General features: G+C 49.7%; 21 protein-coding genes and 5 tRNA genes. 7 read left to right on the forward strand and 19 right to left on the reverse strand.

Translation table 11 applies throughout. The features are described 5' to 3' along the window. Positions 1-8 precede the first annotated feature (8 nt). Positions 9-1,019 carry a GGGtGRT protein gene (locus DW915_RS02925; RefSeq protein ID WP_055217706.1) on the forward strand — a complete coding sequence of 337 codons (1,011 nt, stop codon included), beginning with the start codon at positions 9-11 and terminating at the stop codon, positions 1,017-1,019. 447 nt (positions 1,020-1,466) lie between these two features. On the opposite strand, the gene asd is transcribed toward DW915_RS02925, so the two are convergent. The 7 genes from asd to DW915_RS02960 form a co-directional block, all read right to left on the reverse strand. Beyond that, positions 1,467-2,552, reverse strand: a complete 1,086-nt coding sequence (gene asd / locus DW915_RS02930; RefSeq protein ID WP_055217704.1) for an aspartate-semialdehyde dehydrogenase — start codon at positions 2,550-2,552, stop codon at positions 1,467-1,469. 87 nt (positions 2,553-2,639) lie between these two features. Then, positions 2,640-4,019, reverse strand: a complete 1,380-nt coding sequence (gene argH / locus DW915_RS02935) for an argininosuccinate lyase (protein ID WP_118741550.1) — start codon at positions 4,017-4,019, stop codon at positions 2,640-2,642. 193 nt (positions 4,020-4,212) lie between these two features. Beyond that, positions 4,213-5,106, reverse strand: coding sequence for a recombinase family protein (locus DW915_RS02940; RefSeq protein WP_118741523.1), 894 nt, complete (start codon positions 5,104-5,106; stop codon positions 4,213-4,215). A gap of 72 nt (positions 5,107-5,178) precedes the next feature. Beyond that, positions 5,179-6,117, reverse strand: a complete 939-nt coding sequence (locus DW915_RS02945; protein ID WP_118741524.1) for a DNA/RNA non-specific endonuclease — start codon at positions 6,115-6,117, stop codon at positions 5,179-5,181. Continuing rightward, positions 6,114-6,530, reverse strand: coding sequence for a hypothetical protein (locus DW915_RS02950; RefSeq protein ID WP_055217698.1), 417 nt, complete (start codon positions 6,528-6,530; stop codon positions 6,114-6,116). The genes DW915_RS02945 and DW915_RS02950 overlap by 4 nt, the downstream gene beginning before the upstream one ends. Next, on the reverse strand, positions 6,427-7,278 hold the full coding sequence (locus tag DW915_RS02955; RefSeq protein WP_242998327.1) for an ABC transporter permease: 852 nt from the start codon (positions 7,276-7,278) through the stop codon (positions 6,427-6,429). Before DW915_RS02955 ends, DW915_RS02950 begins: the two co-directional genes overlap by 104 nt. Beyond that, positions 7,265-8,035 carry an ABC transporter ATP-binding protein gene (locus DW915_RS02960; protein ID WP_117812834.1) on the reverse strand — a complete coding sequence of 257 codons (771 nt, stop codon included), beginning with the start codon at positions 8,033-8,035 and terminating at the stop codon, positions 7,265-7,267. Before DW915_RS02960 ends, DW915_RS02955 begins: the two co-directional genes overlap by 14 nt. 110 nt (positions 8,036-8,145) lie before the next feature. Between DW915_RS02960 and DW915_RS02965 the strand changes: the two genes are divergently transcribed. After that, positions 8,146-8,793, forward strand: coding sequence for an epoxyqueuosine reductase QueH (locus tag DW915_RS02965; RefSeq protein WP_117812835.1), 648 nt, complete (start codon positions 8,146-8,148; stop codon positions 8,791-8,793). 192 nt (positions 8,794-8,985) lie between these two features. On the opposite strand, the gene DW915_RS02975 is transcribed toward DW915_RS02965, so the two are convergent. After that, positions 8,986-9,058, reverse strand: a tRNA-Thr gene (locus DW915_RS02975). A 311-nt stretch (positions 9,059-9,369) separates the two neighbouring features. Between DW915_RS02975 and DW915_RS02980 the strand changes: the two genes are divergently transcribed. Then, positions 9,370-10,770, forward strand: coding sequence for a citrate/2-methylcitrate synthase (locus DW915_RS02980; protein WP_118741525.1), 1,401 nt, complete (start codon positions 9,370-9,372; stop codon positions 10,768-10,770). 125 nt (positions 10,771-10,895) lie between these two features. Here the strand turns inward: DW915_RS02980 and DW915_RS02985 are convergent, their stop codons facing one another. The 3 genes from DW915_RS02985 to DW915_RS02995 all read right to left on the reverse strand — a co-directional run bounded on the left by DW915_RS02985 (position 10,896) and on the right by DW915_RS02995 (position 15,879). Next, entirely contained in the window at positions 10,896-13,151 is a 2,256-nt protein-coding gene (locus tag DW915_RS02985) for a DNA gyrase/topoisomerase IV subunit A (protein ID WP_055228571.1), read from the reverse strand. Positions 13,152-13,169: 18 nt separating this feature from the next. Then, the gene (locus DW915_RS02990) at positions 13,170-15,095 is read right to left on the reverse strand and encodes a DNA gyrase/topoisomerase IV subunit B (protein ID WP_055228570.1); all 1,926 of its coding nucleotides are present in this window, start codon (positions 15,093-15,095) and stop codon (positions 13,170-13,172) included. Between the two features lie 121 nt (positions 15,096-15,216). Then, on the reverse strand, positions 15,217-15,879 hold the full coding sequence (locus tag DW915_RS02995; RefSeq protein ID WP_117761591.1) for an HAD family hydrolase: 663 nt from the start codon (positions 15,877-15,879) through the stop codon (positions 15,217-15,219). A 205-nt stretch (positions 15,880-16,084) separates the two neighbouring features. Between DW915_RS02995 and DW915_RS03000 the strand changes: the two genes are divergently transcribed. The 4 genes from DW915_RS03000 to DW915_RS03015 all read left to right on the forward strand — a co-directional run bounded on the left by DW915_RS03000 (position 16,085) and on the right by DW915_RS03015 (position 16,529). Then, a tRNA-Glu gene (locus DW915_RS03000) sits at positions 16,085-16,156 on the forward strand. A 52-nt stretch (positions 16,157-16,208) separates the two neighbouring features. Next, positions 16,209-16,280: transfer RNA gene (locus DW915_RS03005), tRNA-Glu, on the forward strand. Positions 16,281-16,332: 52 nt separating this feature from the next. Next, a tRNA-Glu gene (locus DW915_RS03010) sits at positions 16,333-16,404 on the forward strand. 53 nt (positions 16,405-16,457) lie between these two features. Continuing rightward, positions 16,458-16,529 (forward strand) — tRNA-Glu (locus DW915_RS03015). A gap of 123 nt (positions 16,530-16,652) precedes the next feature. Here the strand turns inward: DW915_RS03015 and pepT are convergent. From pepT to DW915_RS03055, 8 genes are all read right to left on the reverse strand, one after another. Beyond that, on the reverse strand, positions 16,653-17,870 hold the full coding sequence (gene pepT / locus DW915_RS03020) for a peptidase T (RefSeq protein ID WP_055217684.1): 1,218 nt from the start codon (positions 17,868-17,870) through the stop codon (positions 16,653-16,655). A 16-nt stretch (positions 17,871-17,886) separates the two neighbouring features. Beyond that, the gene (locus DW915_RS03025) at positions 17,887-18,198 is read right to left on the reverse strand and encodes a metal-sensing transcriptional repressor (protein ID WP_022463104.1); all 312 of its coding nucleotides are present in this window, start codon (positions 18,196-18,198) and stop codon (positions 17,887-17,889) included. Positions 18,199-18,277: 79 nt separating this feature from the next. Beyond that, positions 18,278-19,036, reverse strand: coding sequence for an arginase family protein (locus DW915_RS03030; protein ID WP_118741526.1), 759 nt, complete (start codon positions 19,034-19,036; stop codon positions 18,278-18,280). A 17-nt stretch (positions 19,037-19,053) separates the two neighbouring features. Then, on the reverse strand, positions 19,054-19,929 hold the full coding sequence (locus DW915_RS03035) for an ABC transporter permease (RefSeq protein ID WP_055217680.1): 876 nt from the start codon (positions 19,927-19,929) through the stop codon (positions 19,054-19,056). Positions 19,930-19,943: 14 nt separating this feature from the next. Beyond that, a complete protein-coding gene (locus tag DW915_RS03040) occupies positions 19,944-20,909 on the reverse strand; it encodes an ABC transporter ATP-binding protein (protein WP_118601646.1) in 966 nt (321 codons plus the stop codon). Continuing rightward, a complete protein-coding gene (locus DW915_RS03045) occupies positions 20,896-23,442 on the reverse strand; it encodes a hypothetical protein (protein WP_118741527.1) in 2,547 nt (848 codons plus the stop codon). Before DW915_RS03045 ends, DW915_RS03040 begins: the two co-directional genes overlap by 14 nt. Then, positions 23,439-24,572: a sensor histidine kinase gene (locus tag DW915_RS03050; RefSeq protein WP_055228565.1), complete on the reverse strand. Its 1,134-nt coding sequence runs from the start codon at positions 24,570-24,572 to the stop codon at positions 23,439-23,441. The genes DW915_RS03045 and DW915_RS03050 overlap by 4 nt, the downstream gene beginning before the upstream one ends. Beyond that, complete coding sequence (locus tag DW915_RS03055) at positions 24,562-25,260, reverse strand: response regulator transcription factor (protein ID WP_022462401.1); 699 nt, start codon at positions 25,258-25,260, stop codon at positions 24,562-24,564. The genes DW915_RS03050 and DW915_RS03055 overlap by 11 nt, the downstream gene beginning before the upstream one ends. Between the last annotated feature and the right edge of the window lie 128 nt (positions 25,261-25,388).

A 25,388-nucleotide genomic window follows, 5' to 3' on the forward strand; every position in this document is an offset into this window, starting at 1 on the left:
ATAGGAAAATGGCTTTATTTGAATCATATGAAAGAAGAGAGAAACAGATTCTGGCTAAGCTCGCTGAGTACGGAATCAACTCGATCGAAGAAGCAGCAGAAGTTACAAAAGCCGCTGGTCTCGACGTATACAAAATGATCGAAGGCATTCAGCCAATCTGCTTCGAGAATGCAAAATGGGCTTACACAGTAGGCGCAGCTATTGCAATCAAAAAAGGATGTCGTAAAGCTTCTGAAGCTGCAGCAGCTATCGGTGAGGGACTTCAGTCCTTCTGTATCCCGGGTTCTGTAGCAGATCAGCGTAAAGTTGGTCTTGGCCATGGTAACCTTGGCAAAATGCTTCTGGAAGAGGACACCGAGTGCTTCGCATTCCTGGCTGGACATGAGTCCTTCGCAGCTGCTGAGGGTGCTATCGGTATCGCTGAGAAAGCAAACAAAGTACGTCAGAAACCTCTGCGTGTTATCCTGAACGGTCTTGGAAAAGACGCTGCTCAGATCATCGCACGTATCAACGGCTTTACTTATGTAGAGACCGAGTATGACTACTACACCGGCGAGCTGAAAGAAGTATACAGAAAAGCATACTCCAACGGCCCGCGTGCGAAAGTTAACTGCTACGGCGCTAACGATGTTCGCGAAGGTGTTGCTATCATGTGGAAAGAGAACGTTGACGTTTCCATCACCGGAAACTCCACCAACCCGACTCGTTTCCAGCATCCAGTTGCAGGTACCTACAAAAAAGAGCGTATCGAAGCTGGCAAGAAATACTTCTCCGTTGCTTCCGGCGGTGGTACAGGACGTACTCTTCACCCGGACAACATGGCAGCAGGTCCTGCTTCCTACGGTATGACCGATACAATGGGACGTATGCATTCTGACGCTCAGTTTGCAGGTTCTTCTTCTGTACCGGCTCACGTAGAGATGATGGGTCTGATCGGCGCAGGAAACAACCCGATGGTTGGTATGACTGTTGCTGTTGCTGTAGCTGTTGAAGAGGCAGCAAAAGCTGGCAAATTCTAAAGTTAGCCAATACTTGCGTAAATAGAATTATTTGAGCAGAAAAGAAGCGCCGCGGGATTTTCCGTATGGCGCTTCTTTTTTGTATATTTCTGAAAATGTATATGAGTGTATCGTGGTTATCTCATCACTGGAATATCCGATCTGAGCGCCTAAATAGTTGCTATAATTCTCCGACAGATCTTCTCCGGTTTCCTTATCATACATTTTTCCTCCGGTTCTCGTAGATATTTAACGTAAAAAAAGACCTCATAACCACATTTCTATGGTTACAAGGTCTTCATTTTGTTGTTTTTCAATTACTCCGGCTTGTGTCCGGGCTGATGATCGGGGTAAGGGGCGGTCGGTGATCTGTTAGCGAACGGCTAGAGGATCAGTGACTTTGCCCTTTTGCGGATCAACTGGGTTGCCCTGGGACAACAAGCGTTTCTTTTCACATATTTATAATTCTTATTTCGCGCTGATATATTTCTTAGCAACAAGTGTCTCCGCACACAGTACAGCTCCGCCGGCTGCGCCGCGGACAGTGTTGTGGGAGAGGCCTACGAATTTCCAGTCGTAGATGGTGTCTTCTCTTAAGCGGCCTACGTTGATTCCCATGCCGTTCTCGTAGTTGACATCCAGGGTTACCTGCGGACGGTTATCCTCGGTCATGTAGCGGATGAACTGTTTCGGTGCGCTTGGGAGGTTCAGTTCCTGCGGAAGGCCTTTGAAGTTCTCCAGTTTCTCGATGAGCTGCTCTTTCGTTGGTTTCTTGCGGAATTTAACGAAAACAGCTGCGGTGTGTCCGTTTAATACCGGTACACGGATGCACTGGCAGGTGATCTTCGGCTCGGTTGCTTTTACGATCACGCCGTTCTCGATTTTACCCCAGATACGAAGCGGCTCCTGCTCGCTCTTCTCTTCCTCGCCGCCGATAAACGGGATGATGTTGCCTTCCATCTCCGGCCAGTCTTTGAAGGTTTTTCCTGCTCCGGAAATTGCCTGATATGTGGTTGCAACAACCTCATACGGCTCAAACTCTTTCCATGCAGTTAAAACCGGCGCATAACTCTGGATGGAGCAGTTCGGTTTTACCGCAATAAATCCTCTCTTGGTGCCCAGACGTTTTTTCTGGAACTCGATGACATCGAAATGTTCCGGGTTGATTTCCGGCACTACCATTGGCACATCCGGTGTCCAGCGGTGTGCGCTGTTGTTGGAAACAACCGGTGTCTCGGTCTTTGCATATGCTTCTTCAATCGCTTTGATCTCATCTTTCGACATATCAACAGCGGAAAATACAAAATCTACGGTAGATGCCACATGCTCTACATCATTTACATTCATCACAACGAGCTTTTTCACTGCTTCCGGCATTGGAGTATCCATTTTCCAGCGTCCGCCGACTGCTTCCTCATATGTTTTTCCGGCACTTCTCGGACTTGCTGCCAGGGTCACAACTTCAAACCACGGATGGTTCTCCAGCAGAGAAATAAATCTCTGTCCTACCATACCGGTTGCTCCTAAAATTCCTACTCTCAATTTCTGCTCCATTGGTTTCATCTCCTTGTTCTTCTGTGGCGTACATTTGTGCGTCTCATGTCATACTATACCAATTTTTTCAAAATTGCAACTGTTTTTTCAATTTTCCTGTAAATATTTTTTATTCTGCTCGATGACAGCCTGCATCGCATCTGCTCCCGGCGCGCCGATCGTATTGCGTCGCTCCACGCAGTTTTTCATGCTGATCGCATCGTAAATGTCATCTTCGAAGACCGGGCTGATCGCTTTGTACTCTTCGAGTTTCATATCATCAAGGGAGATTCCTTTGTCAATGCAGTACAGAACGAGACGGCCGACAATGCCATGTGCATCGCGGAACGGAACGCCTTTTCCAACAAGGTAATCAGCTGCGTCCGTTGCATTCGTGAAACCGTTCTTTGCACTGTTCTCCATGCGGTCTTTTTTGAAGCGCATGGTAGAAAGCATGCCATTGAACAGAGCCAGGCAGCCTTTTACGGTGTCGATGGCATCGAAGGTCAGCTCTTTATCCTCCTGCATATCTTTGTTGTACGCCAGCGGGATTCCCTTCATAGTGGTGAGCATTGACATCAGAGCTGCGTAAACGCGGCCTGTTTTTCCTCGAACAAGCTCTGCGATATCCGGATTCTTTTTCTGCGGCATGATACTGCTTCCGGTGCTGTATGCGTCGTCGATGTCCACAAACTGATACTCATTGGTATTCCAGATGATGATCTCCTCGGAGAAGCGGGAAAGATGCATCATAATCGTAGAAAGAGCACTGAGGAGCTCAATGACATAGTCACGGTCGGATACGGAATCCATGCTGTTTAAGGTCGGGCCGTCAAAGCCGAGCAGCTCTGCGGTGTAAGCGCGGTCCAACGGATACGTCGTTCCAGCCAGCGCACCGGAACCGAGCGGACAGTAATTCATTCTCTTGTAGATGTCTGCAAGGCGGCCTCTGTCGCGGCGGAACATTTCAAAATATGCGCCCATGTGATGTGCCAGTGTGATCGGCTGTGCTTTCTGCAGATGGGTGAATCCCGGCATATAGGTGTGAATGTTCTCTTCCATGATTTTTTCGAGTGTTACCAGCACCTCTTTGACGAGTGCATCAATCTCGGTGATCTCATCGCGGACATAAAGTTTCATATCGAGGGCTACCTGGTCATTGCGGCTTCTTCCGGTGTGCAGCTTCTTTCCGGCATCTCCGATGCGGTCAATCAGGTTTGCCTCCACGAAGCTGTGGATATCCTCATACTCGCTGGTGATTTTCAGTTTTCCGCTCTCTACGTCGGCAAGAATGCCTTCCAGTCCTTCCAGAATCTGATCTCTTTCGTCTTCTGTCAGAATGCCCTGTTTTGCCAGCATCTTTACGTGTGCCATGCTGCCTTTGATGTCCTGTTTATAGAATTTCTGATCAAAGCTGATGGATGCATTAAAATTATACACTAACTTGTCGGTCTCTTTTGTAAACCGTCCGCCCCATAACTGTGCCATTTTCATTCCTCTTTTCCTGTAAGTTTTTTAAATTATCATGTATTATTATACAAGACTCCCCTCTTCCTTTGCAAGTCAAATCACCTACTTTCCCGAATTTCGGCGTTTTGTGTAGTTTTTTTCCAGCCAGCCCAAGATGCCGTACAATCCTGCCGCAACGAGGCAGAGGATCAGGATGGACAGGATTACCCAGTCAAGTCTGAACAGATTTGCCCACCTTTTTGCGGCAGAGACGCTCGTCAGCCGCCCGATTTGCCGCTATCCAGAGCTCTTCAGAGACGATAGCAGGAATTTTCCCCGCATAGACGTACTGCCCGCCCGGCGGTGTAGGGAGCGTTTTTCCGGTGTTAAAATCGTAATGCTTCCTGTTCATGACTACGGTGCCTTTATTCATGGGATTCCGCACCATGCGGATAATGTCTGTTCCAGAGAATGGTTTTCCGGCGCGGCTGCGGACGCCCTCTGCTGCCAGAACCGCCGCAATTTTCCGTCCGCCGAGACCGTCTGCACAGAGTTCGTACATACGGCGCTTCACTGCGGCCTCCTCCGGGATGATCTCAATCGCTCCGTCTGCCGTCCGCCGGTAACCATAACTTTTTGAGGTCAGCACCGGCTTTCCATTATTCTGCTGCCGTTTCTGGTGCGCCAGATTCATCTTCTTGCTCAGCTCCCGGCTGTACTCCTCCGCCAGAATCGCCTTAATGCCGGTCAGAAGCGCGTCTTCCGGCGAATAGAATGTGTTCTCCAGATAAAAATACAGCCGCTTTCCGGCGCAGTTTAAGCGGTCTGAGAACAGATACCAGTCCCGCGTGTTCCGCATCAGGCGGTCCTGCGACTTGATTACGACGACATCAAACCGGTTCTGCTCGAGATCCTCGTACAGGCGGTTATATTCCCGTCTGCCCTTCCGGCTCGTACCGGAGCGGCTCTCCACGTAGGCATCCACAAGCCTCCATCCTCTTGCCCGGATTGCCTCTTCCGCCTCCGCCGCCTGCCTTACCAGCGCATCCTTCTGGTTTTCCTCCTCGGTGCTGCACCTTGCATAATAAACCGCACGCAGCTTCTCCTCTTCCATCTCCTGTCTCACTTTCCAGATGCTTCTCTTTACTATATAGAAAAAAGGACCGGAAAGTTCCGACCCTCTTTTTGTAATTTCTTTTTACGGATTGCACCGTCCGCACGGCTCATAGCCTTCGGCGATCAGGTCCTCGCGCGGTCCCTGATATGTCGCCTTGTTTTCATCCTTAATCGAGCTGACGCTGGAGCATGACGGCAGGTGGAATTTCATGCTGGATGTGTTCATGACATATTCCTGCTGATCCGTCATCGTTCCGCTGCTTTCGCTTAACGTGCTGTCTCCCGTTGCATAATTAATCGAGATGCCCGGCTGATTGTTGTATGCGAAGATATGGAAGGAAATGCCCTCGCCGTCATCTTCCATGGAAAGTGCCTCCATCTCCACACCGTCCGCTACAAGGTCGTCCCCGGTAAAAATTGGTGTAACGCGGTACAGCACATGGTTTCCGGTCTCTTTGACGTAGTCGGCAACCATGTTTTCAAACGGCAGCATGCCCTCGACATTCAGATAACGTGTTCCAGTGATCAGATTCTTCTCGTTTGCATTCTCACCGGTCAGCTGGTATCCGATCAGATGGCAGCGGTTGTACAGATATTTACCTTCCACCTGATCGTATTTTACCGTATGCCAGCCCGTCGGCTTTACCTGGCCGATCGCGCCGCGCTTCTCCGTCGGCATCAGATCCTGGCCGATATTCGCCTCTGCCACGCCGCACCGTCCCAGGCTGTCCAGATCGCTGTAATGCTCGTACGACTCGGTCGTCTTTTCCTCATCGGTAAAATCCGGCTCATTTCCGTTTAAAACGACATACGGTTCACCGGAAAACTCCGGAACATCAAGAACTGAAACAGCCGTCGGTGCCTGATCGGTAATCTGGGATTCCGTCATCGTATAAGCGGCCGTAACCTCCGAACCGGAATCTGCTCTCTCCGTCGAGAGAAGATCCTGCGCCTCACAGCCGGTCAGTATCAGAACAAGAAGCGCCGCCAGCAGCAGAAGCTGTTTTCTTGGTTTTTTCATTTCTCATATACCTCTTTCGTTATTTTCTCATGGGAATAGCCTGCAAACTCCTCCTCGGACACTTTATTCCATTTGGAAAGATCCAGGTCGAATTTCCGGTCAGACGGATAATGCCGGTTCCACCAGAAAACGATGATTTTCTCTATCTTCGCTTCCACAGCCTGCAGTCCCGTATTCTCCACAAAGCAGTATTCTCCTTCACCTGCCTGCTCCAGAAAATCTGCCGCCGCCTGAAGTGTTACCTTCCCACTCTCCTTCTGCTCCGCGAACAGCTTTTCCGAAGCCGGATTCATCCAGAGCGTTTTCCCCTCACACAGTTCGCAGATTTTTTCCGTTACCACGCGGTCCCGCGAAACGCGTCGTCCGCCAAACTGCATTCCTCTTCGTTCTTCCAGACATACGATTCCAATCATCTGTCATCCTCCCTTCTCTTGCGTGTGCATATCTGAACACCTGACTGCCGTAGATAATCAGATAGCCAAGCCCCTCTCTTGCCCCGATAAACTCTCCGATTACAACACCGACGAGGCACAGGCCGATGTTGACCTTCCACACGGCGAGCAGCCCCGGAAGCGACCACGGCAGCACGACGCGGAACAGCATATCCTTCTTCGTTCCGCCGAGTGTTGCAATCAGGCGGAGCATATCCGGCTCCACACCCTGAAAGCTGCTGTAAATGCTGATCACCGAGCCGAATATCGCAACGGAAATGCCGGCCGTGATGATCGTTTTCACGTTTGCCCCCATCCACACAATGAGAAGCGGGGCGAGCGCCGATTTCGGCAGGCTGTTCAGGACTACCAGGTACGGCTCCATCACCGCAGAAAAGCGCGGAAAGAGCCACAAAAGCACAGCGAACGCCATGCCAAGTGCCGAGACGAGCAGAAAGCTGATTCCCGTCTCATACACCGTGATCCCGATATGGCGCAGAAGGTTCTGCTCCGTCAGCAGGGTCACGAACGTTTTTCCCACCCGCACAGGGCTGGAAAAGATAAACGGATCGATCCATCTCAGATCCGCCGCCACCTCCCATAATACCAGAAAACTGACGAGAAGCAAAGCCCGAAACACCCGCACCTGCTCCCGTTCTCTTTTTTTCTGCCGGAGATACGCCCTCTGAAAGCTGCTCTCCGGCGTTTTTGCCTGCTCACGCATTTTCATTCAGCTCCTTCCAGATGGCATTGAAATACGTTTTAAATTCCGGCGCACTGCGCGCTTTCATCGGCGTGCGCTCCTCCATCGCAAACCGGATCGGAATCTTTTTTTTCACATATGCCGGCCGTGCCGCCAGAACAATCACACGGTCCGCCATGCTGATGGCCTCCGAAATATCGTGTGTCACGAGAATTGCTGTCTTTCCCTCTTTTTTGATGATCTTTCCGATATCATCACAGACGTTCAGCCTCGTCTGGTAGTCGAGAGCGGAGAACGGCTCGTCAAGCAGCAGAAGATCCGGCTCCATCGCCAGTGTACGGATCAGTGCCGCCCTCTGCCGCATACCGCCGGAAAGTTCGGACGGACGGGCATTGGAAAAGGATTTCAGGCCGTATGTCTCCATCATCTCCCCGACTTTTTCTTTCCGCTCGGGTGTCAGCGTGCGCGAAATCTCAAGGCCCAGCAGAACGTTGCTGTAGATGGTCCGCCATTCAAACAGGTGGTCTCTCTGCAGCATGTAGCCGATATGGAGATCCGCCTCCGTGATCGGCCGTCCGCGACTCAGCAGAGTTCCCGCCTCCGGCTTTAAAAGACCGGAAATCAAGTTCAGGATCGTGCTCTTTCCGCAGCCGCTCGGTCCGACAAGAGCAACAAATTCCCCCGGGTTTACCGAAAAGGTCAGATCGCACAGCGCCGGTGTTTCTCCTTTCATGGTGTGATAGGACAGTGATATATGCTCTAATGACAGGATTTGATCATCCATTTTTTTGCATCCTCCTCTATCTATAAGATATCATATGCAGCTTGCATCCCAGCCGCGCTGAGGCTATAATAGAAAGGATTGAAAGATACCAGGAGGTTTGAAGATACATTATGGCCAATAAAAGAAATTACCAGAAGGAGCTGGATGCGAAGATTGCAGGACTTCACGGTGAAGTTCCGACCTTGCTGCTGCACAGCTGCTGTGCGCCGTGCAGCAGTTACGTGCTGGAATATCTGTCGCAGTATTTTTCCATTACGCTCTTTTACTATAATCCCAACATCTATCCGCCGACGGAGTACGAGCACCGCGTGGAGGAACAACAGCGTCTGATCCATTCTCTTCCCGCCGTGCATCCGATTTCCTTCTGCCCCGGCCCGTACGATTCTGACCGGTTCTATGAACTGACACGCGGGATGGAAAATGTGCCGGAGGGCGGCGAGCGCTGTTTTGTCTGCTATGAAATACGGCTCCGCGAAGCGGCCGAAATGGCAAAGCAGCTCAAACTCGACTATTTTACAACAACCCTCTCCATCAGCCCGCTGAAAAACGCGGAAAAGCTGAATGAAATCGGAGAACGGCTTGCCGCCGAATACGGGATCCCATATCTCAATTCAGATTTCAAGAAACGGGGCGGCTACCAGCGTTCCATCGAACTTTCCCATGAATACGGCCTCTACCGCCAGGACTACTGCGGCTGCGTCTTTTCCCGCCGGGAACGCGACGCACGGGTGGCAGCACAGGAAAATGGCAACAGCTGATGTGCTCTTTGAAGTGCCCGGCCAAAAGCTCCGTCAGGATATGCTGTACGAACTGATTTTCCTGAAACTTGTAACAGCAAACGCCCTTTGCAGCAGATCTTTTTCCTGCAAAGGGCGTTCGTATTTCTGTCATATTTCTCATGATACCAGAAAACCCGCAGAACCTTACGTCCTGCGGGTTTCTAAAGAATAAGCCGAAAATCAGATTCGAACTGACGACCCCTTCATTACGAGTGAAGTGCTCTACCGGCTGAGCTATTTCGGCCTGTGAAATTCATTTCCTGAATGACACAATCATTATTATACCGTATTTTTTTGAAATTGCAAGCATTTTTTTGAAATTTATGAATCTTTTTCTAAAATTTGTTCCGCCCCACTGATTTCCCGCCGTTTCCATCCCTGTTGTTTTCACCTCCCTGGCGCAAATTTTATGCATAAACTTTGTCCTTACTTTCAAAAATTAAGGAAAACCATCCCTTTTCCTTATAAAAATTAATGTATTTTGAAAGAAAAGCATTGACAACCGCCAAAAAAGTAAGTATAGTTTTTAACTAAAGGAAGAAAGGGGCTGTTGTCATGACCATGCAATACGATAATCTGGAAGACAAGCTCAGTCAGCTTGTAGAGTATACGAAAGATTCCGGAAAGATTGATTTATCTTTATACACTGAGTACGATGTAAAACGGGGACTGCGTGATTCCACTGGTAAAGGTGTTCTCACCGGCCTGACCGAAATTTCCGATGTTATCGGCTTCGATATTGATGAGCGCACCGGCGAAAAAGTTCCGACCGATGGCCGTCTCTATTTTCAGGGCTATAACGTCGCTGATCTGATCAAAGGTATGGAAGGACGACGCTTCGGTTTTGAAGAGATTACCTATCTTCTTCTGTTCGGTTCTCTTCCGACAGAACCGCAGTTAAATGATTTCAACGAAATTTTAAGTATCTACCGCGAGCTGCCGGACACTTTTGTCCGCGACGTTGTCATGAAGGCAACCAGCAAAAACATGATGAATACTCTGCAGCGCTGTGTGCTGACCCTGTATTCCTACGACGAAAAGCCGGATGACATTTCCATTCCGAACGTCCTCCGCCAGGCTTTGAGTCTGATCGCCAAAATGCCGCTGATCGCCGTTTACGGCTACCATGCATACCGCCACTACCACGAAAACCAGAACCTGATCATCCGAAATCCGAAACCGGAGCTGTCGATGGCTGAAAACATTCTGCAGATGCTTCACCCGGATGGAGAATACACTGCTCTGGAGGCAAAGGTTCTCGATGTTGCGTTAATTCTTCACGCAGACCACGGCGGCGGAAATAACTCAACATTTACGACACACGTTGTCTCCTCCTCCGGAACCGATACCTACTCTGCTGTTGCGGCTTCTTTAAGTTCCTTAAAAGGACCGCGCCACGGCGGTGCCAACTTGAAGGTTATGGAGATGTTTGAAAATATTGAAGAGAATGTTACAAACTGGGAAGACGAAAACGAACTGCGCACCTACCTGACCAAAATACTTGATCGTGAAGCATTCGATGGAACTGGTCTTGTCTATGGTATGGGCCATGCTGTTTATACCCTGTCCGATCCACGTTGTGTGATTCTGAAAGAATATGCAAAAAAGCTTTCCGCTGAGAAGCACCGCGAGAAAGAATTTGCTCTCTATGAGTCTGTAGAACGCATTGCCGGCGAGTGTATCGCCAAAAAGCGCCGTCTGCTCAAACCAGTCTGTGCAAATGTTGATTTCTACAGCGGTTTCGTCTACGCAATGCTTGGCCTTCCAAAAGAGCTCTACACCCCGATCTTTGCTATCTCCCGTATCTCCGGCTGGTCCGCACACCGGATCGAAGAGCTTGTCAACGAAGGAAAGATCATCCGTCCGGCTTATAAATATGTCGGTCATCATCGTCCGTACGTTGCCATTGAAAGAAGAACCCCAAGAAAGACTTCCCACAGTTTTTCAAATAACTAAAAAATTATGCAAAAAGGACACCTGCCCGTACCGTTCTGGTATCGGGCAGGTGTCTTTTTATTGCCAAGTGATCTCTCGAAAAACCCGCGGAGCGTGCTTCTCATGGTTATAAACAAAACTCTGCGTTATACCCGGATCTTTGTTCCCTTGGTATCTCGTTTTGCCAGCTTAATCTTCGCTGTCAGAGAAATCTCTTTGTCGTGATACGTGATCGTGTAATCCATCCGGCTTGCCAGCAGATACGCATGCTCTACCGCGTCGTCCTCTGCCATACGGATACCACGCACACCAACGGCTGCTTTTTTCTTCTCCGGCACTTCACTCGTAAGGAAACGCAGGAAGACACCGTTTTTCGTCTGCAGAACCACATACTCCTGCTCCTGGCAGACCTCGGCAAGAATCAGACGGTCCTCCTCGGATGAAAGCTTCGTCGCCGCGATCGTTCGTTTTACGACATCAAACTCGGATCCATCGACAAGCTTTACCATACCGGCCGCGCTGACGAACAGCAGCTTATTGTTCTTGATATTTTCCAGTGCATCGACGTAAATCATCTGCTCCTTCTGGCTGCTGTAATTTCCAAGGTTGTCGATCGGCGTTCCCTTGTCACGGAATCTTCCATACGGGATGTCCATTACTTTGATGCTGTGCATCATGCCAAGATCCGTAAAGACGCAGATCTTATCGGTGTTTTTGCACTGGAACACATATTTGTTCTCGTTGTGCACAGCCTCTTTGTTCCGCTCGTAAGCAGACGTATCGATCGTCTTCGCATAACCGAAGCGGTCCATCAGGAAGACAACATCCATCTCCTCGACCTTCGGCTCCTCAAGAACAATCGCCTCAGCATTCTCAATCGCCGTTTTCCGCTTGTGGCCGTACTCTTTTTTAATCTGCGTCAGATCTTCCATAATAACTTCCGACATCGAGTCGTAATGATTTAAGATATCCTCGTACTTCGTAATCTTCGCCACAGTCGCCTCATGATCTTTTAAGAGTGCTTCCACTTCCAGTCCGATCAGTTTCTGCAGACGCATCTCCAGAATCGCCGTTGCCTGGCGTTCCGTAAAGCAGAGCTGTGCTGCCATACGCTCACTTGACTTTGATTTGAAGCGGATACCATCGGTCACACCCATAATCAGACACTCTTTGACCTGCTTCTGTGTCTTGCTTCCGCGCAGGATCTCAATGATCAGATCGATCACATCGCATGCCTTGATCAGACCTTCCTGCACCTCGCGGCGCTCCATCTCTTTGCGGAGAAGGTTCTGGTATTTGCGGGTTGCCACTTCAAACTGGAAATCAACGTGATACTCGATCACCTGTTTAAGGCTTAACGTCTCCGGTCTTCCATCTGCCACGGCGAGCATGTTGACACCGAACGTATCTTCCAGACGTGTTTTCTTGTACAGCAGATTCGTGATCCGCTCCACATCCGCGCCTTTTTTCAGTTCGAGCACGATGCGTGTTCCTTCTTTCGAGGACTGGTTGGAAATGTCGACAATTTCCGGCGCTTTCTTGCTCTCCACAAGCCCCGCCACATCGTTCAGGAACTTTCCGATGTTCGCACCGATCATCGGGTACGGAATTTCGGTGATCACAAGATACTGCTTTCCGTTTCTGCCTTTCTCCACTTCCACCTTTCCGCGGATTTTAATCTTTCCGACACCTTTTTCGTAGATCGACAGCAGGTCATCCTGATTGACGACAATACCGCCGGTCGGGAAATCCGGTCCTTTGATGTATTTCATCAGACCTTTGACGGTGATGTCATTGTTTTTCATGTAGGCCTTGACCGCATCCACAATCTCACACAGGTTGTGCGGCGGAATGCTTGTTGCCATACCGACAGCGATACCGTCTGCGCCATTCAACAGAAGGTTCGGCACGCGCACCGGCAGAACAGACGGCTCTTTTTCCGTCTCGTCGAAGTTCGGTACGAAATCGACAACGTCTTTGTCGAGATCCTTTAAATAGACCTCCTGTGTAATTTTCTGCAGTCTCGCCTCGGTGTATCGCATTGCAGCGGCACCGTCACCCTCAATCGATCCGAAGTTTCCGTGACCGTCCACAAGCGGCTGCCCTTTTTTGAAATCCTGTGCCATTACGACAAGAGCATCGTAAATGGAACTGTCGCCGTGCGGATGGTATTTACCCATCGTATCGCCAACGATACGCGCGCACTTTCGGAACGGCTTGTCGTACTGGATGCCGAGCTCATACATGTCATACAGAGTACGGCGCTGTACCGGCTTTAAACCGTCCCGCACGTCCGGAAGCGCTCGGGAAATGATGACGCTCATCGCATAATCAATATAAGATTTCTGCATGACCTCAGAATATTCGGTCCGTATAATCTGATCTTCTGATTTTTCTCTCATCTTCCTTTGTCCTTCCTGTTAAATATCCAGCTCTGCATCGGTTGCATGCTCATAAATAAATGCTTTCCGCGGCGGAACCTCGGTTCCCATCAGCACTTCCGTCACATCGGAGGCCATACGGGCATCCTCGATCTCCACACGCTTCAAAAGTCTCGTCTCCGGATTCAGTGTCGTCTCCCAGAGCTGCTCCGGGTCCATCTCGCCAAGACCTTTGTAGCGCTGCAGCGTAAATTTTTCTTTGTGTGTCTTTCTGTATTTTTCCAGTGCTTTGTCGTCGTACAGATACTCTTCTTTTCCGCGGGACGGCATTGCCTTGTAAAGAGGCGGCATCGCGATATAGACATGTCCCTCGTAGATCAGCTCCGGCATGAAACGGTAGAACAATGTCAGCAGCAGCGTTGAAATATGCGCACCGTCGACATCGGCATCTGCCATGATGATAATTTTATCGTAACGGAGCTTTGTGATATCGAAGTCGTTGCCGTAACCCTCGGAAAAGCCGCAGCCGAATGCATTGATCATGGATTTGATCTCGGCATTTGCCAGAACTTTATCAATAGAAGCCTTCTCTACGTTCAGAATCTTACCGCGGATCGGCAGAATCGCCTGGAAATTACGGTTACGCGCCGTCTTTGCGGAACCGCCCGCAGAATCTCCCTCGACGATAAAGATCTCGCACAGCGACGGATCCTTTTTCTCGCAGTTTGCCAGTTTGCCGTTCGTATCAAACGAATATTTCTGCTTGGTCAGCATATTCGTCTTGGCTTTTTCTTCGCTTCTGCGGATTTTGGCAGATCGCTCAGCGCAGGCAAGAACATTTTTCAGCACTTCGAGATTGCGGTCGAAATACAGCGGAATCTCCTCGCCCGTTACTTTTCCGGCGGCCTTTGCCGCATCCGGGTTGTCCAGCTTCGTTTTTGTCTGGCCCTCGAACCGCGGATCCGGGTGCTTGATCGAAATAACAGCGGTCATACCGTTTCGGATATCCGATCCCGTAAAGTTATTGTCTTTTTCTTTTAAGACACCGATCTCTCTGGCATAGCTGTTCATAATCGTCGTAAAGGTCGATTTGAAACCGGAAATATGGGTACCGCCCTCAGCGTTGTAGATATTATTACAGAAGCCGAGCACGTTTTCCTGGAATTCGTTGATATACTGGAACGCACATTCTACGGTAATGCCCTCAGATTCCCCTTTGAAATAAATCGGATCGTGGATTGCCTCTTTGTTCTTATTCAGATCGCGCACAAAACCAACAATGCCGTCCGGCTCGTGATACGTCAGGTGCTCCTCTTTTCCATCGCGCAGATCGGAAAAATAAATGGTAAGCGCCGGGTTCAGATATGCAGTCTCATGGAGACGGCTTTTGACCTCTGTTGCGGAAAAACGTGTTTTCTCAAAGATTTCCGGATCCGGCAGGAAGTTGATGCGGGTTCCGCTGTTCTTCGTTTTTCCGATCTTCGGCAGCAGCCCATCCTCATCGAGTTCCTGTACGGCAACACCTCGTTCGTAGCGGTCGTGGTAAACCCAGCCGCCGAGGCTGACCTGTACGTCAAGATAGGTGGAAAGCGCATTGACAACCGAAGAACCGACACCGTGCAGACCGCCGCTTGTCTTGTACGCATTGTTGTCGAATTTACCGCCGGCGTGCAGGGTTGTAAAAACGAGACGCTCCGCCGGAACGCCTTTTTCATGCATGCCGACCGGGATTCCGCGGCCGTTGTCGGTCACGGTCGCCGAGCCGTCTGCTTCAAGTGTTACGTGAATGGTGTCGCAGTAGCCCGCAAGATGCTCGTCCACCGCATTGTCTACAATTTCATAAATCAGATGATTCAGGCCTTTCCGCGAGGTACTTCCGATATACATACCAGGGCGCTTACGCACTGCTTCGAGACCTTCCAGCACGGAAATACTGCTGGCATCATACGTTTCTTTTTTTGGCATAACTGTTCTATCCTCACTTATGTGTTACTGTCTTTTTCTCTTAAAAATACTTCTGTCTGTCCCATTTTGGGGCACAGTATTTTATTATATCATTTTTCTTCCCGGAATAGCAAGATTTTCTTTAGAAGAAAGAATCTCCTCCGTTCATCAGCTCCTTAAAAGAAGTCACGTAGCGGTCTGCTTCCTGCTCCATCTTTGCGCGGTTTCCTTCCCCGCTTCTGTCATACACGCCCACAGCCGCAAATCCGCCCATTTTGGCGCCGCGGATTCCCGCTAGGATATCTTCATATACCACACACGTTTCCGGCGGAAGAGACAGCTTTTCAGCCGCTTTCTCGTAGATATCCGGAAAGCCCTTGCCGCGCTTTACTTCCGAGACGGTGACAAATGCTTTAAAATACTCATAAATCCCATTTCTCTTTAAGGCCGGCTCATACAGCTCCGGGCTCGATGAGGTAGCAACCGCCATGCGGATTCCTTTTTCTTTTAAATAGCGGAGATATTCTGCTGCCCCGTCTTTTAACTCCACTTCATACGTATAGGCGTCGACCGCCATCTGATGCCACTCCTGAATCAGTTCTTCCGGCGTTTCCGGAAAGCCGAACCGTCTGATCGTGTAGCGGGCAGCCTCCAGAAAGCCGAGCGGTGTAATCGCCTCCTGATAATCCGGCGGAACCTCAAGTCCTCTCTTCTTTAAAAATGCAACATCGATGTCATCCCAGACCCGCATCGAGTCGAGCAGTGTTCCGTCCAGATCAAAAATGGCTCCTTTGTACTGTTTCATTTGTCTTCTCCTTCTCTATTCTAATCTTTTTTCTTTCTTTTTAGAACGTATTTCTGTTTTTTTAGAACATTTGTTTGTTTTATCATACCATAACTGGTAAAAAATGCAAGTAAAATGCGAATTTCGCTACTTTTTGAAATTTTTTAAATTTTTTTCAAAAAAACTCTTGCATTTTCTCCAGACATCGTGTATTATAAGCGAGTACGGTTCGTTGGTCAAGAGGCTAAGACGTCGCCCTCTCACGGCGAAAACAGGGGTTCGATTCCCCTACGAACTGCTGAAGGTTCGCAGGATGCCTTCTCTCTTAAAAATCCTGTTTTAAGCGACATGGTTCGTTGGTCAAGAGGCTAAGACGTCGCCCTCTCACGGCGAAAACAGGGGTTCGATTCCCCTACGAACTGCTGAAGGTTTTGCAGAATCCCTTCTCTTTAAAAATTCTGTTCTATATCATACGGTTCGTTGGTCAAGAGGCTAAGACGTCGCCCTCTCACGGCGAAAACAGGGGTTCGATTCCCCTACGAACTGTTGAAGGTTTCACAGAGTTCCTTCTCTTTTAAAAATTCTGTTCTATATCATATGGTTCGTTGGTCAAGAGGCTAAGACGTCGCCCTCTCACGGCGAAAACAGGGGTTCGATTCCCCTACGAACTGCTTTTAATCGGAGCCTGCATGGCTCCGTTTTTTGCTGTGCTGATTTTTTTCTTCCTATCATAAACGCCAGCAAAAAAGCCCGGCAGTTTTCTGCCGGACTTTTCCTTTTTTCTGACAACTCTTTTATTCTGCGTAGATCTTAACCAGTTCTTTCAGCATTGCCATCGTCTTTTCCATCCCCTCAACGGTAATGTGCTCATACGGTCCATGGCATGCATATCCGCCGGTTCCGATGTTCGGGCACGGCAGCCCCATGAAGCTTAAGCGTGCGCCGTCTGTGCCGCCGCGGATCGGAAGAACGATCGGCTCCATGCCGGCTCTTCTGGCTGCCTCTTCGGCATTCTCAATCAGATGGTAGCAAGGACGGATCTTCTCAGCCATGTTGCGGTACTGCTCTTTGATCTCCAGTTTTACCGTTCCCTCGCCGTATTTTTCATTCATTGCTTTTTCAATCCGGCGCAGATTCTCTTCTTTTGCTGCAAATTTCTCTGCATCGTGATCACGGATGATGTACTCGGACTCGGCATGTGCCACATCGCCGGACATACTGGTCAGATGATAGAAGCCTTCATATCCTTCGGTATTTCTCGGGGACTCTGCTTCCGGCAGAAGAGACTGGATCTCGCTTGCAACAGCGATTGCATTGATCATCGTGTCTTTTGCTCCGCCTGGGTGGATGTTAAATCCGGTCACCGTGAATTTCGCTCCGGCTGCATTGAAGTTTTCGAATTCGATTTCTCCCTCTGTGCCGCCGTCCACGGTATAGGCAAACTCTGCGTCAAAGCCTGGAACATCAAAAAAGTCAGGGCCTTCACCGATCTCCTCATCCGGTGTAAATCCGATGGAAATCGGACCGTGCGGGATTTCTCCGGCAAGAAGGGCTTCTGCCAGTGTCATAATCTCTGCCACGCCCGCCTTGTCGTCTGCACCGAGCACCGTTGTTCCATCGCTTGTGATCAGCGTTCTGCCGGCCAGGGATGGAAGATGCGGGAATACCGAAACCTCCAGTGTTCTTCCGCTGTCAGCCAGCTTCAGATCCTTTCCGTCATAATTTTCATGTACGATCGGATTTACCGCATGATCTGCAAAATCAGATACCGTATCCATGTGTGCGATAAATCCCAGTTTTGTCTTTCCTTCGTATCCTTTTGTTGCCGGAATTTTTCCATAGACGTAGCATTTATCCTCTACACGGACATCCGATACACCGAGCGCTTTCATTTCTTCTGCAAGCTGGTCTGCCAGGACTCTCTGACACTCGGAAGACGGATGGGTTCCGCTCTTCTCATTGCTCGGTGTCGGCACTTTAACATAATTCAGTAATCTTTCATATGCTTTCATTTTCTTCTTCTCCTTCTTATTTCATCAGCTTCTGGATGGTTTTGCAGAGCTCATCCACGGCGCCTTCTTTTCCCTGCCGGATATCCTCCACAACGCAGGATTTGATGTGGCTGGAAAGCAGTACCTTGTTGAAGCTGTTTAATGCAGACTGGATCGCGGATACCTGGGTCAGGATATCGACGCAGTAGCGGTCGCTCTCCACCATTTCCCGTATTCCGCGCACCTGGCCTTCAATTCTCGAAAGACGGTGGATCAGATCTTTGTATTCTTTTTCGTCCCGCACTTTTTTCCGGTCGCATTCACTGCAGTGTGTACAACATTCACCCATGAGGTTTCCTCCTTGTGTTCCGTCACTCTATATACCCCGTCTGGGTATGAATTTATGATACTCTTTTGCCCAGACTTTGTCAATCTTCGATTTTTGCCGCAAGCGCGCCGTACAGCTTCTGGTTTACCAGACTTGCCGCGCTGCACTCCGCCTCCGGCGCGTTCGCCGACGGCTCTCCGCAGAGATCGACCGCGAGCACCTTTCTCCCCGCAAGACAGTCCTTTGCAAGGAACAGCAGCTCATCCACACGCACATTTCCCTGATCCCAGTTCGTATCAAGCTCCTCCTTTGACAGAATGTCCTTATCGACCGACAGATATACCGGAAATGTTCCCGCATGGGATGCAAAAATCTCTTTGATCTTCGCCGCTCCGCTTCCGTCGTCGAGCTCTTCCTGTGTCACAAACCAGACATGCTCCATCGCTTCTGTCTCCCGCACCGACGCCTCCGGCGGGCCGATCACACAGATTCCTTTGATGTTTTGATACGCCCCGGCAGCATCCCGGATCCAGGAACCGCAGGAGAGCACCGGAAGAAGCGCCGGCGGCTGCATATCGGTATGGTGGTCGAATACGGCTAAAAACAAATCTTCTTTTTCCAGTCCCAGCAGCAATTTGCTCATATAGTGATAATTGCCGGAATCCAGAAGGCGGATCCGCGGCAGCTCTTTCGTTTCTTTTTTTCGGCCAAGTTCCGCTTCCAGAAACTGCTCCGTCTCCGGATCGAGATAACCGTCAGTTCCCCGGAGCTCTCTTAGATCCCAGATCTTTCCCGCCTGCTCCCAGGCATATCCTTCGGACTCATAAATTCCGGAAAGGCTAAAACAAAATGGTTTCATCTTCTCTTTTACTCCTGTTATTTATTTAATGGATTCAGCTTTCTTCCCGCCGTTACAAGAAGAACGGCTGATATCAGAAGCTGCAGAACGGCACTCGCCTCCGGCAGATAATGGATCAGCGGATTCTGTCCGTAATTTCCAAGCAGATAGCAGAGCTGTTCCATCTCTCTTCCATTCCCAAGCTGGCGGCTGATGATCCCCGCAAACGAGGTAAACGGATTGAAAAGAAGAAGGTAAATTACACCTCCTACATCGATCTGCTGATAAGCTGCCGTCATCTCCTGCTGCAGCAGTCCTGCGTAGTAGGCAAGCCCCGTGCAGGCGCATATTCCTACGACCAGAAAAACGACAATGACATAGGAAAGAACGGTCGCCAGTGTGGTCCGCTTAAAAACAACCGAACAGAAAATGCCGATACTGCCGACAAAAATTCCGGTCAGAAGAAGGCCTCCCGCCATCAGAAGCAGTCCGCCAAGGCCGATACCGCCGAACACCACAACAAGGGACAGCACCGGCAGTGCCGAAACCGTCAGTATCAAAACAACGCCAAGCGATGCCTCCAGCTTTCCCGTAATGATTCTCCACGGGTTCAGGTTCGTCGTCAGCAGCACATCCAGCGTTTTTTTCTCACGCTCCAGCGAAATGCTTCCTCCCGCAACCGCCGGAACTGAAAGGACGACGAGAATAAACAGAAGATACGTCATCAGAATATAGCAGTTCATCGGAACGCTGTAACTGACCGGTGCCAGATAGCCAAGCTGGCTGCTCTCCCCGAAATAGCAGACAAACGCAACCACGGCAAGCAGCAGATTGCAGACAAAAATAATCCAGGAAATCCGCGATGACCGCGAGTTCCGCTTCATTTCTTTTTCAAATACAGGATTTAACCGCACGTTTCGTTCCCTCCTTATCCGATCGTATTTCCGAACGTTTCTGTGTTTCGGCTCTTCTGTTCCGTTTCCCCGGTCAGATGGAAGAACAGGGACTCCAGGCTGTTGTGTTCCCGTGCAAACGAAACCACAAGGATTCCGGCATCCACCAGTTTCTGCAGCAGATACGCCTCCTCCTCCCGGCTTCCCGAAAACCAGGCCGCAATCTTGTTTTCATCCACAGAAAGGCGGCTGACCTGCGGATCCTGCCGCAATAGTTCCAGCGCCTTTGGCACCTGGTTCAGCACAGTGATGCGCAGCGGATTGGAGCTGTCGATCGCAAGCATAATGTTTTCCAGCTTTCCCTGCTGTACCATGACACCTCCGTTGATGACACCGATGCTGGTGCACAGATCTGCTAATTCCGAAAGAATATGGGAGCTGATCAGAATCGTATAATCCTCCCGCGCCAATCGCTGCAGGAGAAGCTGAAAATCCTTTCTCGAACGCGGATCCAGACCGGAATTCGGTTCGTCCAGCACCAGAAGCTTCGGTTTATGGATCATCGCGCGCGCCAGACAGAGCCGCTGCTGTATGCCCCTTGAGAGCGAATCCACCATCTGCTCCTCTTTTCCCGATAGTTCGACCATCTCCAGCACTTCCCGCGCACGGACGGTTCCTGCCCGCCCGTAAATTCCATACGATGCGGCAAAAAATTCCAGATACTCTATCACGTTTAAGTTTTCATAAACGCCAAAGAAATCAGGCACAAAGCCGATCAGGCTTTTCTGCTTCAGAATATTTTTTGTCGTCCGCACGCCGTCCAGCCACAGATCGCCGCCGTCGCTCTTTAAAAGCCCTGAAATAATGCGCAGCGTCGTTGTTTTTCCCGCACCGTTCGGTCCGACAAAGCCGTAAATATCGCCTTTTTTTACTTCCATATCAAGACCGTTCAGGGCATATGTTTTTCCGTATTTTTTGGTCAGTTTCTCAATTTTCAGTATCGGCATTTGGCTCCTCCGCTAACAGGTTCTCCAGATATTGCTCCGGTGGGATCTCTTTCGCCTTTACGATCAGATTCGGTGCCTCATAGTATCCATAATTTTCATGATACTCTTCTCCCTTTTCCTCTTCGGAAAGACGGTACCGCACACGGATCTGGTTGTCCGCATTCACATACTGCGCCTCCAGCGCCGGATCACTCGCAAAATCGATCTCCCAGTCGGAAATTTCATCATACGTTCCCGTCTGAAAATTGTACAGCTCAATGATTCCATTGAAATTCCGGATCTTGATCCCATCCTCCGTGCGGGCTTTCTCGAAAGCAAGCGAAAGAATGGTTCCCCGTTTTCCTCCCCCGCCGGTTTCTGCCGCCTGGAGCTTATCTTCTAACGCCGTCATCGCATACGGCCAGAATGCAGGATCATAGATTCCCTCGGAATCCGGCTGCATCACGCCTTTAGCATACATTCCATACAGACACCAGATGTTGTTGTTTTCAAAGACACCGTTCAGATAATACGTTACTTCTGTTTCCTCTTCCGAGATTCCGCCGGAATTCGGTCCCATTTCAAAGCTTACCGTGTTTCCGCCGTCCCATCCGCTGTACTCCTGCGCATACGGACAGTACACAACGCCGGCCTCTTTCATGTCCACAGACACTTCCTGATAGTAATACGAGATTCCATACGCTTCGTATCCGCTGTCAAGCTGGAACGTATCGTCATTGCCTGCCAGCTTTCCAAAGAAAAGGCAGTTGTCACTCCGGTTCGGCATGTGATTATAGATGACGCCGTCCAGATAATTTTTCTCTATCTCCGGCAGATCTTCTGCCGCACTCCAATTTCCGAACTCCCGCACGCTGTCCGCTTCTATTCCATCCAGCGTGATCGTCTCCCCGTTTTTGATGTCTCCAATGAGGGCACAGTAACCTGGAACGGCGATCACACAGCTCTCCAGATCATAGCCTGTCTTATTTTCCACGGTTCCGCTGATCTTCTGATCCCAGAAATGAAACGTGCCTTTCAGTCCTTCGCCTTCGTCCAGCGTTTCCATCCGCTGCATGCCGAACTCATTCAGGGCAAATGCAGCCTGATTGGAAATTTCTGCCCTGTTTTTCTGTTCTCCGAAACTGATCTCCGTCTTTTCATATTCCGCATCCTCCGTTTCCGGCTGTGCCGTGCTGTTGGACATATAGTCCATACGGTTGTACGTCACCAGATCGTAGGACGGATCCAGATACAGCTCATAGGAAGCATTGTACGGCGCCTGTGCACAGAAATTAATGTAATCTTTCTGGTATGTATCGTACTGCCAGATTTCTCTTACATACGTCAGCACCGGGGCCTTGAGCCTCGTGCTCTGGCCAAACAGACTGATCAGCATAACAAAGACGGCCGAGCAGGCACAGATCGCCCCCCAAAGATACTGACGTTTTCCTGTTTTTTTCAAAAAGAAATACAATCCCGGCCCTGCCAGAACCAGATAGACCAGAATCAGGCCGCCGTACAGCACCGTATTCGGACGGTTCCGGATCCTAGTGTTTTCCAGAAGATCGGAAATCGTATAGTATTTCTGATAATTCGTATTTCGTTTTGCCAGAAGGCGGCTGGTGGTCTCTTCGTCCAGAATATTTTTCAGAAAATCTACCGGCGCTTCTTTAAACGCACTGCGCTGGCTTTCCGCAAATGTCTCGTTTCCCGAAAAGGTAATCAGAAGACCTCCCTCTGCCTGCCAGAGATCAATTTCTTTCTGGAGTGTCTCATCCAGTTCTTCTTTTGACTGCTCCAGAAGGATCAGCACATCCGGCGAATACGACTCCGCAAGCCCGACAAGCTCCTCTGCCCGGACAGATGCAGCTTCCACCTCATAAATCCCGTCGTTCAGCGTAACTCCATTCAGCTGCTGCCCGTAATTAGTTTCTTCTTCCACAACGCAGACTTCCACCTTGGACTGGAAGAAGCCTTCACTCGAAATCGTTTCTTCCCGACTGTACACCGTGTCCCTCTGGCTGTTCTCCAGGCACAGGACACAAAAAGACGTATTTTCCACCAGAAGCCCTGCCGAAAAAGTCTTTGTAACGGTTCCGTTCGCCGGAATATAGATTGGAAAACGGTACGTAAAAAGGCTGTTTCTTCCATCGCCCGACCGCTTGCCCCCCAAAAACAGTTTTGAGAGAATGCCTTCTCCACTGTTTCTGCGGTAAATCGATTCCGCGGCGTTTTTTATCTGAAAAACAAAGTATCCTTCAAATTCAACAGCGCTCTCATTTGTGATTGTCACACGAATCGGTACGTGATTCCCATCCTGATAGTTTCCTTCGAATCCATAAGAAAAATCAATCTGGTATTCCCCTGCGTAGCTGTTGGCAAGAAGCTGCTTTTCTTTCCCGCCGCTTCTTCCGCCATCCGACGGCGTGTTCTGATAAAGTTCTGTCCGCGTTGTCATCGCAGACACCCTCTGAACTCCCGCCAGAAGCAGAATCAGCAGCAAAATACCGGACAGACAGCAGATTTTGCTTCTTCTTTTCCTGTTCATCGCTTTTCGTCCTCTTTCTTCCCCTTTGGCATTCCGACCGGCAGTTCCACCTCAAAGACGGTTCCCTGCAGATCACTTTTTACCCGCACCTGTCCGTGATGCAGTTCCGCAATCTGCTGTACAATCGCAAGTCCAAGTCCCGTCCCGCCGGTATCGCGGCTCCTCGACTGCTCTGTCCGGTAAAATTTCTGGAAAATATGATCCAGTTCCTGTTTTGGAATGATCCGTCCGTAGTTAATGACACGCGTGACCACATATTCGCCCTCTTTTTCCATTGAGACGCGGATCTGTTTTCCTTCTTTTCCGTATTTGACAGCATTGTTCAGCAGATTTCCAAAGAGCCGTGCCAGCAGCTCACCGTCCGCCTCGAGAAAAATCGCATGTTCCGCATGCAGAAATTCCACCTGAAGCTCATTTTTCACAAAAGACGGCGTCATCTCGTCGAGCATCTGCTCCATCAGCTGCACCAGATCAAGTTTTCCGAGATGCAGCTGCATCTCTTTGTGCTCCAGCTTGACGAATCCAAACAGCTCGTTCGTGAGCTGCTCCAGACGGAGTGCTTTCTGATAGGCAATATCGATATAATGATTTCTCGTCTCCTCATCCAGATCCGTCCGCGTGCGCACCCAGCCGAGATAGCCGATAATCGAAGTCAGCGGCGTACGGAGGTCATGTGCCACGGATGAGACGAGATCGTTTTTCGTATGCTCCGCGATCCGTTCCCGTTCCATAATTTCCTTGATATTCTGCTGCATCGTATTTAAGTTCTCCGCCATCACAGAAAACTCGTCATTTCCCTTTACCTCGATCGGATGATCAAAATCCCCTGCTGATATCTCCTTTACCTTTTCCAGAATCTTCCCAATGTATCGGATGGTTTCGCGCATCAGGAAATAAAAGGTCAGGCAGAACGAAAGCAGCGCAGCCGCCGTCAGAATCATCGTCCGCACCGATGGGCGGAGGCCTCCCGGTCCGATCCAGGCGCTCCGGTAACCGATGTTCATCAGTCCATTGCCGAAAAAGGTCAGAATCCCGTCGGTAAGCGTCACTACAAGCACCGTGACAAGTGCACTTACAATCAGATCAAAGACCATCCTCTGGCTGAAGTTTTTTATAAAATCAGGCTTCAATTTTGTATCCCACTCCCCAGACTGTTGTAATAATCTTATCTTCTCTTGTGTCGTCTTTCATTTTTCCGCGCAGACGGCGGATATGTACCATAACCGTGTTGTTCGCCTCATAGAATTTTTCATGCCAGACGCGCTCGAAAATTTCGTCTGTACCGAACACGCGGCCCGGGTTGGAGGCCAGCAGATACAGAATATCAAATTCAATCGGTGTCAGCTTGATGCTTTCTCCGTAGCAGACAACCTGATGGGTTACCTTGTTGATTTCCAGATGCTTTAAGGAAATCACTTCCTGGCGCTCGTGCGGCTTCGACGGATTCAGTTCGCGGTAGCGGCGGAGCTGGGATTTTACACGCGCCATCAGCTCCAGCGGATTGAACGGTTTTGCCACGTAATCGTCTGCTCCCGTTGACAGACCGACGATCTTGTCGATATCCTGCGTTTTGGCACTTACCATGATGATCGGAATGTTGTTCGTCTCCCGGATGCGGCGGCACATCGCAATACCGTCCATATCCGGCATCATCACATCGAGCAGCACCAGGTCGATTTTTTTCTCCTCCAGAATGCGGAGTCCCTCTTTTGCACTGTACGCTTTTAATACCTGAAATCCATCGCTGATCAGATAAATTTCCAGCAGATCCGCGATTTCTTTTTCATCATCCACAACTAAAATATTTGTTTCTTCCACGTCGTTTCCATCCTCTCTGTTTTTAACTACCGTAATGGTACCATGAATATTCAAAAAAATCTTTACTTAATTCTTACGTCTGTATTATCTATTATAAAAAGAAAAGCCTCCTTCCACAAGAGGCCGCT

The sequence above is a fragment of the Blautia sp. AM42-2 genome (assembly GCF_003480245.1).
GTDB lineage: Bacteria > Bacillota > Clostridia > Lachnospirales > Lachnospiraceae > Fusicatenibacter > Fusicatenibacter saccharivorans.

Excerpts from the sequence above, each read along its gene's own strand:
- argH (WP_118741550.1), bottom strand. The coding sequence starts at position 4,019 with ATGGCACAGTTATGGGGCGGACGGTTTACAAAAGAGACCGACAAGTTA.
- DW915_RS02990 (WP_055228570.1), bottom strand. The coding sequence starts at position 15,095 with ATGCCAAAAAAAGAAACGTATGATGCCAGCAGTATTTCCGTGCTGGAA.
- DW915_RS02945 (WP_118741524.1), bottom strand. The coding sequence starts at position 6,117 with ATGAAAAAACCAAGAAAACAGCTTCTGCTGCTGGCGGCGCTTCTTGTT.
- DW915_RS02985 (WP_055228571.1), bottom strand. The coding sequence starts at position 13,151 with ATGAGAGAAAAATCAGAAGATCAGATTATACGGACCGAATATTCTGAG.
- DW915_RS02960 (WP_117812834.1), bottom strand. The coding sequence starts at position 8,035 with ATGGATGATCAAATCCTGTCATTAGAGCATATATCACTGTCCTATCAC.
- DW915_RS02965 (WP_117812835.1), top strand. The coding sequence starts at position 8,146 with ATGGCCAATAAAAGAAATTACCAGAAGGAGCTGGATGCGAAGATTGCA.
- DW915_RS02955 (WP_242998327.1), bottom strand. The coding sequence starts at position 7,278 with ATGAAAATGCGTGAGCAGGCAAAAACGCCGGAGAGCAGCTTTCAGAGG.
- DW915_RS03025 (WP_022463104.1), bottom strand. The coding sequence starts at position 18,198 with ATGGGTGAATGTTGTACACACTGCAGTGAATGCGACCGGAAAAAAGTG.
- DW915_RS02950 (WP_055217698.1), bottom strand. The coding sequence starts at position 6,530 with ATGATTGGAATCGTATGTCTGGAAGAACGAAGAGGAATGCAGTTTGGC.
- DW915_RS03030 (WP_118741526.1), bottom strand. The coding sequence starts at position 19,036 with ATGAAACCATTTTGTTTTAGCCTTTCCGGAATTTATGAGTCCGAAGGA.
- asd (WP_055217704.1), bottom strand. The coding sequence starts at position 2,552 with ATGGAGCAGAAATTGAGAGTAGGAATTTTAGGAGCAACCGGTATGGTA.
- DW915_RS02995 (WP_117761591.1), bottom strand. The coding sequence starts at position 15,879 with ATGAAACAGTACAAAGGAGCCATTTTTGATCTGGACGGAACACTGCTC.
- DW915_RS02925 (WP_055217706.1), top strand. The coding sequence starts at position 9 with ATGGCTTTATTTGAATCATATGAAAGAAGAGAGAAACAGATTCTGGCT.
- DW915_RS03045 (WP_118741527.1), bottom strand. The coding sequence starts at position 23,442 with ATGAACAGGAAAAGAAGAAGCAAAATCTGCTGTCTGTCCGGTATTTTG.
- DW915_RS02980 (WP_118741525.1), top strand. The coding sequence starts at position 9,370 with ATGACCATGCAATACGATAATCTGGAAGACAAGCTCAGTCAGCTTGTA.
- pepT (WP_055217684.1), bottom strand. The coding sequence starts at position 17,870 with ATGAAAGCATATGAAAGATTACTGAATTATGTTAAAGTGCCGACACCG.